Raw genomic sequence first — 8,613 nt, forward strand, 5'->3', positions numbered from 1 at the left:
CGCGTCGCCGACCTGCTCCTCGGCGGCGAGGCCGACCCCGGCGACACCATCGTCGCCGACGTGGTCGACGACTCCCTGCACTGCACGGTCGACAAACCTGCCGCCATCAGCGACGAGGGGGCGGCGACCTCCACGGACGTCGGCACCCCTGCTGCCGAGCAGGCAACTGACGTCACATCACCCAGGCCAACGGGCGAAGACGGATCCTGAGGGAGAAGACAATGGTGCACCACCACAAGTCCAACCGGCAGGTGGAAGGTGACCCCGACTACGGACACGGTCGGGGCATGCCTCGACGGCCCGACGACTTCGAACTCGAGCGTCGTACCAAGCGGGACCGCCGCGAAGCAGGACTGGCCCAAGAAAGGAACGAAGCCCCCACCACGTACGAGGAAGCCGAAGGCGAGGTCGATCGGCAGGTCAGTCGAGGCGTGATGCCGACAGGTGGCGGCCGGCGGAAGAACCGGGACACCTTCCCTCCGACTCACTACGAAAGCTGAGTTGTGCCGCCCGGCAGGCAGGCACATACCAGGAGTTTCCCGTGATCGATCGAGGACCCGGTCGCTTCGCCTTGGTGAGGCCTTCACGTGGCGTCATGCGGAGGCGGACGACGCTCGGCGGAAGGGCCGGTGTCAGCACCTCAGCTCGCGCGATTCCCCGATCTGATGGTCCCGGCGAGGACCGGGCCGGTGCGCGCCGCAGACAGCAAGCCGCAGTCGCCCGCACCGGGTCTCTTACAGGTCGGACGGCGCTCGATCCGGCGGCGCTAGGTGTATTGATCACGAGCGTTGTTAACGCTGGCGTGGCTTGATCATGGCGAAGACCTCCGGTGTGGTGGAGCTGTCTAGGACTGCACCGCACGGAGGTCTTCGTGTCCCACCGTAATGCCCGGCTGACCGTTCACGGCAGGCGGCTGCTCATCGAGCGTGTCCGCAGCGGCCGTCCCGTGGCACATGTCGCAGCCGAGATGGGCATCTCGCGCGTCACGGCCCACAAGTGGGTCCGCCGCTGGAGGTCCGAGGGTGAGCAAGGGCTGCACGACCGCTCCAGCCGGCCCCTGACGACACCGCACCGTACCCCGGCGGCGACCGAGGCCCAGGTGTGCCGTCTGCGCCAGGACCGAAAGCTCGGCCCCGCCCGCATCGGCCCGATCCTGGGCCTGCCCGCCTCCACCGTGCACCGGATCCTGACCCGCCACGGCCTGCACCGCCTGGCCTTCCTGGACCGGCCCACCGGCCAGATCATCCGCCGCTACGAACGCGAGAGGCCCGGCGAACTCGTCCACGTCGACGTCAAGAAACTCGGCCGGATCCCCGACGGCGGCGGCCACAAGGTCCTGGACCGCCAAGCAGGCCGCGCCACCCGCAGCAATATGGGCTTCGACTACATCCACTCCGCCGTCGACGACCACACCCGCCTCGCCTACAGCGAGATCCACGACGACGAGAAGGCCGCCACCTGCGCCGCCTTCCTGCGCCGGGCCGCAGCCTTCTTCACCGCCCACGGCATCGACCACATCGAGCGGGTCCTGACCGACAACGCCTGGCCCTACCGCAAAAGCTTCGCCTGGCACGACGCCCTGGCCGACCTCGGCGCAACCGGCAAGCTCACCCGCGCCTACCGGCCTCAGACCAACGGCAAGGTCGAACGCTTCAACCGCACCCTGCTCGACGAATTGGCCTACCTGCGGCCCTACACCAGCAACACCGAACGAACAGCAGCCCTGACAGACTTCCTGCACACCTACAACCACCACCGCTGCCACACCGCACTCGACGGCCACCCACCGATCAGCCGCGTCAACAACCCTGCGAGTCAATACACCTAGGGCCTGCCACGTGTCCGCGATCGGCTGCTGCATGGCTCGGCCCTTTTCCGTGAGACGGACGATCACCCGCGCCGGTCATGGTCCGCCGGCTCGCGGATGAGGATTCCTGCCTCCTGCATGCGGCGCAAGGACTTGGAAACGGTGGAGTGGTCGAGACCGACGCTGTTCAGGATTTCGGTCTGGGTCTGGCCGTGTTGGTCGAACAGCTGCATGAGTATCAGTTCTTGCCCGGGGTGCAGTCGCATCTCGCGGAGCATGGCCGAGGCCCTGCTCCGGTGGGCACGGGCCAGCTGGAAGACCGCGTAACTCAGCCTTCCTTCGCCGACCGTGCGTGGAAACCGCGGGGTGGTTCCGGAGTGGTCGGTCAGGGGAGCGAGCCTTTCAGATCGCTTGGTGCGAGCGTTCGCGCGGGTCGATTGCGGCCGGGGTGCTGGGTCGGCCTGGCAGCGTACCGCCCATCTGATCACGACGGTGACCGTTCGCGTTCCGTGATCACACTTGAGCGACTCTGTGCGTCGCCTCTCACGATGATGGCCCTGTGCAGGCATGGGGCCCGAGTGCCTACGGCAGCCGGGCCCCACGCGTGGTGGGCGGTCAGGGTTGGTCATAGGCCGCGCGAAGGTGGTCCCCCACCATCGCGATCGCCGTTCTGGCCGTCTCCGTGGGCTTGACGTGGGTGAAGCCGTGGTCAGCACCGGGGAACTCGTGGAAGGTCACGTCGGCGCCGGCCGTGCGTGCCCTGTCCGCGAGGTCCCGCATGTCGTGCCGGAGGGTGTCGATGCCTCCGGTGAGTATCAGCAGCGGCGGGAAGTCGCCGAGCCCGTGGTATCGGCCGGGCGACAGCACCGGGTCCGTCAGGTCGGCGTCGAGGAAGTAGGTGTTGCGGACCATGCGCAGCATCCAGGGGCCGACGACGGGCATCCTCTTGGGCGAGGTGCGGGTGTCGTCGGGCAGGCTGATGTCGGAGAGCCCGTACTCCAGGCTGGCCGCGACGGGGGTGGGACGGCCGTCCTGGAGCGCCTGGACGATGACGCTCAGCGCGAGCTTGGCTCCGGCGCTCGCGCCTCCTATGGAGACCCGCCCCACGTCCCAGCCACGGGTGTCCGCCTGGTCGCGCACCCACAGGTAGGCGTCGTAGGACTGCTGCTCGGCGACGGGGTATCCGACTTGGGGCCCCACGTCGTAGTCGGGCACGACCACGTAGGCACCCAGTGCGCCGGCCACGTACCGGGCCACGTTGTCCTCGTGCTCCGGATGGCGTACGACGAACGCACCGCCGTGCAGGAGCAGATGGACCGGCGGCGGCCCACCCGCACGGTGCTGTCGGTCGATGTCCTCGGCCGCGGGCGTGTACAGCAGGGCCGTCATGTCGCCGTGTCGGGTGGGCACGGTGACCCGTTGCGGGTCGGGCACCCGTTGGGGTGCGAACTGCAGCTTCGGGGACATCATCGTCAGCCGGGCCGCCACCGGGAAGAGCTTCTGGAAGGTGAGTGCCATCGCTCTGGCCCTCCCGGGGGCGCGCCGTTGGCGTGCGCGGACCGGGGCGGGCGCGGTCATGAGGAGGGCCCGGTGACGAGGAGCTTGCCGCGGAGGTGTCCCGCCTCGCTGCGGGCCAGCGCCCGGTCGAGTTCTTCGAAGGGGTACGCGGCGTCGATCTCGACGGTGAAGGTGCCCTTGGCGGCCTGCTCCAGCACCGGACCGATGGTCTTGGCGGTGAGCTGGGTCGGGTCGCCGCCCGCCACGATGGCGCCCCGGGCGCCGGCCGCGAGGTCGACGATCGTCACGATGCGGTCGGCGGGGACCAGTCCGTCGACGCGGGCGACGAAGTCCTGTCCGGCGGTGTCGACGGCGCCGTCGATGCCGTCCGGGGCGGCCGCGCGCAGCTCGGCGGGCATGGTGTCGCCGTAGCCGGCCGGTACGGCGCCCAGGCGCCGCAGGTAGTCGTGGTTGGCGGTGCTCGCCGTGCCGATCACGCGGTGGCCCGCGCCGACCAGAAGCTGGGTGACGGCGCTGCCGACGGCTCCGGCGGCGCCGTTGACTACGAGGGTCGAGGCCGGGGCCGGGGCGAGCAGGCCGATCACCCGCTGGGCGGTCTCGGCGGAGGTGACGAGGGCTGCCGCGAGCCGCGGGTCGAGTCCGTCGGGCAGCTTCGTGAGGCGCTCGCGGCGGGTGACCGCGACGGCGGCGAAGGCGCCCGAGTCAGCGAAGCCGGCCACCGGGTCACCGGCGGCGAGGTCGTCGACGCCGTCGCCGACCTCCAGCACGGTGCCCGCGATGTCGCTGCCGATGACGACGGGCAGCGGCAGCGACAGCATCTCGGCGAGGTAGCCGTTGCGGATCTTCCAGTCGAGCGGGTTGACGGCGATCTGCTCGACGCGGACCTTGACCTGCCCCGGGCCGACCTCGGGTTCGGCCGCATCGGTCAGGGTCATTCCGTCGGGCCCGTAGGTGTTCAGGGTGTAGGCGCGCATGGCCGTGTTCCTTCCTGTGGGGGTGCTCGGCGGGTCGAGGGTTCAGAGCGCCGGCAGGGTGCCGTCGAGCGTCGGGTAGTCGGTGTAGCCGTGCCGGTCGCCGCCGTAGGCCAGGCTCAGGTCCGGCTCGGCGAGCGCGGCACCGTTCGCGAGGCGGGTGACCAGGTCGGGGTTGGAGATGAACAGCCGGGCGAAGGACACGGCGTCGGCCTGCCCGCCGTCGACGAGGCCGAGTCGGCGGGACTGTCCGGCGGTGTCGGCGTCGGCGGGGTTGAGGATGAACGTGCCCGACCAGGCGGCCCGCAGCTCGGGCGTCAGAGCGGGGTCCCCGGCCTCGACCAGGTGGAGGTAGGCGAGGTCGAAGGTGTCGAGCTGGGCGACCAGGCGCGGGTAGAGCGTGGCGTGGTCGGCTTCGACGGTGTCGCCCAGGCCGTTGGCCGGGGAGAGCCGGACACCGGTGCGCTCGGCGCCGATCGCCGCCGCGACGGCCCGGGTCACCTCCAGGGTCAGCCGCATCCGGTTCTCCGGCGAGCCGCCCCAGCGGTCGGTGCGCAGGTTGGCGTTGGTGGCCAGGAACTGGTGGAGCAGGTAGCCGTTCGCTCCGTGGATCTCGACGCCGTCGAACCCGGCGTCGACGGCGCCCCGGGCCGCGGCGGCGAAGTCGGCGATCGTCTCGGCGATCTGCGCCTCGGTCAGTTCGTCGGGGACGACGTGGTCCTGCGGACCGGTCGGCGTGAAGATCTGTCCCGCCGCCTTCACCGGCGAGGGGCCGACCGGGGTGAGCGCGCCCTGCCCGGCGGCCTCGGTCGTGCTCGGGTGGCCGATGCGGCCGGTGTGCATGAGCTGGGCGACGATCGTGCCGCCCGCCTCGTGTACGGCGCCGGTGACCTCGCGCCACGCGGCGACCTGCTCGGCCGAGTGCAGGCCGGGCGTGGCGGGGTAGCCCTGCCCGATCACGGAGGGCTGGATGCCCTCGGTGATGACCAGGCCGGCGCCGGCCCGCTGCGCGTAGTAGGTCGCCGTGTCGGCGGTGGGCAGCGTGCCGTCGGCGCGGCTGCGGGTCATCGGGGCCATGACGATGCGGTTGCGCAGCTTGAGGTTTCCTGCGGTGGTGGGCTCGAAAGCGGTGGGCATGGTTGCTCTCCCGGGTTTCGGAACGGTCAGATACTTAGCCGAACAACTAAAGCGTAGACCGCATTCCTTAGCCGGACAACTTTTTCGGGAGTACCCTCACGGCATGCGAGAACAGCCGACAGAACCGATGGAATCGACGGGACCGACGGAACAGGCCACGCCGACCGGGGCGGGCCCGGTCAGCCACGCGATCTTCCGAGTGGCCCGGCTCCACCGGGCACTCGCGGGCAGACTGCTGCGGGAGACCGGCCTGCACACAGGGCAGGAACTCATCCTGATGGCTCTGTGGGACCACGGCCCGCAGCGGCAGGTCGACCTGGTCGCGGCGGTCGAGACGGACGCTCCGACGATGGCGCGCAGCATCGCCCGGCTGGAGAAGTCCGGCCTCGTCCGCCGCAGCGCCTCCCCCGACGACCGGCGGGCGGTGATCGTCGAGGCCACGGAGGCCAGCCTCGCGCTGCGCGCGAAGGTGGTCGACGCCTGGGCGGACCTGGAGCGGCTGACCACCACCGGCCTCGACACGACCGAGCAGGCCGAGATCCTGGCGAACCTCGGCCTGCTGGAGTCCGTACTCACGGAGGCCGGTCACTGAGCGCCGAGCAGCTCGCGCGCGGCGGGTGCGACCTCCGTGCCGTAACGGCGGATCAGCCCCGGGTCGTCGCTCATCAGGATGAACGTCCTCGATGCCGTGCACCTGCCCCAGCTCGGCCAGGGCCTCGGGGTGGGCGAGGTCCGGGCCGATGTTCAGCATGCGGCGGATCTCGGCCGGGTCACGGCCGGCGGCGACCGCGGCGTCGTCGATGCGCCGGTTCGCCTCGGTGATGGCATCCAGGGAGTCCAGATAGCTCAGCGTGGGCAGCCAACCGTCCGCGCGCCTGCCCACGAGGCGCAGGCCGCGCGGCTTGTAGGCGCCGAGCCAGACCGGGATGCGGTGAGCCGGCGTTGGTCCGCGCTTGGCACCGAGGAGGGTGTAGAAGTCCCCCTCGAAGCGCGCGCCGGTGCGCCGCTCGGTGTCCCACAGCTCCCTGACGACGGTGACGGCCTCGTCGAGCGCCGTCACCGCCTGGCCCGGGGTGCGACGGGGGCCGGCCATGGCCGCGATGCCCTCCCAGAATGCCCCCGAGCCGAGGGCCAGCGCGAAGCGGCCGTCCGACAGCAGGTCCAGGGACGCACCGGCGCGGGCGCGCATGGCGGGCGGCCGGAGCGGGAGGTTCGTGACGTTCGACGACAGCGTGACCCGGCTGGTGCGCGCGGCGACGTACGACAGCAGCGTCCAGGAGTCGAGGAACGCCGGCTGGTAGGGGTGGTCCTGGAAGGTCACCAGGTCCAGCCCCGACTGGTCGGCGAGGACCGCCAGCTCGACGGGCGAGCGGGGATCCGCGGCGGCGGGAGTGAGGAAGGCCCCGAACTCGGCGGGCCGACGCAGGGCGCTCACCGGCCGCGCTCGCTTCCCTCGGGCGCGGCCGCGTCCGCGGCGGAGCACCGCGACACGACGTGCATTGCTCTCTCCTTGCGTACGGGGGAGGCCCGATCAGATCATGTACATGCCGCTGTTGACGTTCAGCGTCTGCCCGCTGATGAAGTCGGCGTCGGGTGAGGCGAGGAAGAACACCGGGCCCACCAGGTCCTCGGCACGCTGGTCGCGGGGTACGGCGCGGCCCTCGCGCTGGGAGGCCAACAGTTCGGAGGGGAAGTGTTCCTTCACCGGTCCGGTGAGCGTGACGCCCGGGGTGACCTGGTTGACGGTGATGCCCAGGTGCCCGACCTCCCGGGCCAGCGAGTGGGTGAATCCCACCACCCCGGCCTTCGCGGTGACGTAGTGGACCTGCCCGGCGACGCCGGGGAAGACGGACCCCGACCCGAAGTTCACGATCCGCCCCCAGCCCTTGCCGCCCAGCTGGGGCAGGAGGGCCTGGGTCACCAGGAATGCCGTTGACGTTGATGTCGATCACTCGACGCCACAGGTCGTGGGAGGTCTCGGCGAAGGGCTGGAACGGAAACCAGCCCGCGCAGTTGATCAGCACGTCCGTACCGCCGTGCTCTTCGGCGACGGCGGCGAGGGCGGCCACGGAATCGGCGTCGGAGATGTCGGCCGCCACGGTGATCAGGCGGTCCGAGACGAGCTTCCCGGCGAGCTTCGCCAGGGCGGACTCCGACACGTCAGTGACGACGACGGTACGGTCGGCGCGGTGGGCCTCCTGAGTGGTGCTGGGAACTGTCCTGCTCCTTCGGTGCGGAGGACGGCGGGCGGTTTCCGAGCCCTGGTACGACACTTCCACGCTCACTCCGCGCACGCGCAGAAGCCTGCGCGCGACGCTGTTCAAGGCCGGCCGCTGGCTCCAGGCCAAGCACCCGCAGGGCGCCGATCCGGCCACCTGGACAAGGCAGACCTGCGCGACGTGGATCGCGGCGGTGGACCGGATGAAGGTAGGCGACTATCTCCAGCGCACCGCCGGGGTCCAGGACCGTCTCGGCAAGCCGCTGGAGGCGCCCTCGAAGGCCGGGCATCTCGCCGCGGTTCGTACGTTCTTCCGTGACATCCAGAAGTGGGAGTGGATCCCACGGCGTTTCGACCCGCAGCGGGCGCTGGGCACCCCACGCAGCATCGCATCCCTGCTTGGCCCGGACCCGCGAGTGATCGCTGACGAGGTCTGGGCGAAGCTGCCGTGGGCCGGTCCGAACCTGACCGAAGACGACCTCCCGCAGACTCAGGCCGGGGACTTCTACCCCTTCGAACTGGTCCACGCCCTCACACTGGCCTGGCTGTTCTCCGGACAGCGCAGCGACGAGATCGCCCGGCTGCGGGTGGGGTGCATCCGCTGGCAGCACGACAGCACGACCATCACCGGCAACTCGGACCAGGTCCTGGCACGCGACGCGGTCTGCCTGCTGGACGTGCCGACCCACAAGACCGGCACCTCCTTCTCTAAACCGGTCGACCCGATCCTGGGCCAAGCCCTGGACACCTGGCAGGCCGTCCGCCCCCAGCAGCCGAAGTGCACCGACCGTCGCAGGGGGGAACACGTGGACCAGCTGTTCGCCTTCCGCGCGAGGAGGGTCTCCTCCGGCTACATCAACAACACCGTGAGCGTTTTCAGCAGGGCCACTGATCGGGTGACGCCGACAGGATGCGCAACGCACGAGGCTCCCGTGCCGTTGGGGGAGGTGTTCGAAGTCTCA

7 protein-coding genes and 4 pseudogenes are annotated in these 8,613 nt (G+C 70.6%); 5 read left to right on the top strand and 6 right to left on the bottom strand.

Features of this window, described 5'->3' with window-relative positions; all coding sequences use genetic code 11:
* From ACFV9J_RS40430 to ACFV9J_RS40440, 3 genes are all read left to right on the top strand, one after another.
* Window positions 1–210 (top strand): hypothetical protein (locus ACFV9J_RS40430; RefSeq protein ID WP_385363225.1); only part of this gene is annotated, 210 nt, incomplete at its 5' end.
* An 11-nt stretch (window positions 211–221) separates the two neighbouring features.
* Window positions 222–500: a hypothetical protein gene (locus tag ACFV9J_RS40435; RefSeq protein ID WP_385363227.1), complete on the top strand. Its 279-nt coding sequence runs from the start codon at window positions 222–224 to the stop codon at window positions 498–500.
* A gap of 371 nt (window positions 501–871) precedes the next feature.
* Window positions 872–1,828 (top strand): IS481 family transposase, encoded by a 957-nt coding sequence (locus tag ACFV9J_RS40440; protein ID WP_385363229.1) that lies wholly within the window; start codon window positions 872–874, stop codon window positions 1,826–1,828.
* On the opposite strand, the pseudogene ACFV9J_RS40445 reads toward ACFV9J_RS40440, so the two are convergent.
* The 4 genes and pseudogenes from ACFV9J_RS40445 to ACFV9J_RS40460 all read right to left on the bottom strand — a co-directional run.
* Window positions 1,808–2,196, bottom strand: a pseudogene (locus ACFV9J_RS40445) (MarR family winged helix-turn-helix transcriptional regulator); the annotation flags it as partial. The gene ACFV9J_RS40440 and the pseudogene ACFV9J_RS40445 overlap by 21 nt on opposite strands.
* Window positions 2,197–2,422: 226 nt before the next feature.
* Entirely contained in the window at window positions 2,423–3,325 is a 903-nt protein-coding gene (locus ACFV9J_RS40450; protein WP_385363231.1) for an alpha/beta hydrolase, read from the bottom strand.
* A 56-nt stretch (window positions 3,326–3,381) separates the two neighbouring features.
* A complete protein-coding gene (locus tag ACFV9J_RS40455) occupies window positions 3,382–4,299 on the bottom strand; it encodes an NADP-dependent oxidoreductase (RefSeq protein ID WP_385363233.1) in 918 nt (305 codons plus the stop codon).
* Between the two features lie 42 nt (window positions 4,300–4,341).
* Window positions 4,342–5,433 carry an alkene reductase gene (locus ACFV9J_RS40460; protein ID WP_385363235.1) on the bottom strand — a complete coding sequence of 364 codons (1,092 nt, stop codon included), beginning with the start codon at window positions 5,431–5,433 and terminating at the stop codon, window positions 4,342–4,344.
* A 277-nt stretch (window positions 5,434–5,710) separates the two neighbouring features.
* Between ACFV9J_RS40460 and ACFV9J_RS40465 the strand changes: the two genes are divergently transcribed.
* Window positions 5,711–6,025 (top strand): MarR family winged helix-turn-helix transcriptional regulator, encoded by a 315-nt coding sequence (locus ACFV9J_RS40465; protein WP_385363236.1) that lies wholly within the window; start codon window positions 5,711–5,713, stop codon window positions 6,023–6,025.
* Window positions 6,026–6,082: 57 nt separating this feature from the next.
* On the opposite strand, the pseudogene ACFV9J_RS40470 reads toward ACFV9J_RS40465, so the two are convergent.
* Both ACFV9J_RS40470 and ACFV9J_RS40475 read right to left on the bottom strand, forming a co-directional pair.
* Window positions 6,083–6,916, bottom strand: a pseudogene (locus tag ACFV9J_RS40470) (LLM class flavin-dependent oxidoreductase); the annotation flags it as partial.
* 48 nt (window positions 6,917–6,964) lie between these two features.
* A pseudogene (locus tag ACFV9J_RS40475) lies at window positions 6,965–7,727 on the bottom strand (SDR family NAD(P)-dependent oxidoreductase).
* Between ACFV9J_RS40475 and ACFV9J_RS40480 the strand changes: the two are divergent.
* Window positions 7,636–8,613 (top strand): annotated as a pseudogene (locus ACFV9J_RS40480) (hypothetical protein); the annotation flags it as partial. The pseudogenes ACFV9J_RS40475 and ACFV9J_RS40480 sit on opposite strands and share 92 nt — an antisense overlap.

The organism is Streptomyces sp. NPDC059906 (assembly GCF_042730645.1).
In the GTDB taxonomy this organism is placed as follows: domain Bacteria; phylum Actinomycetota; class Actinomycetes; order Streptomycetales; family Streptomycetaceae; genus Streptomyces; species Streptomyces rubrogriseus.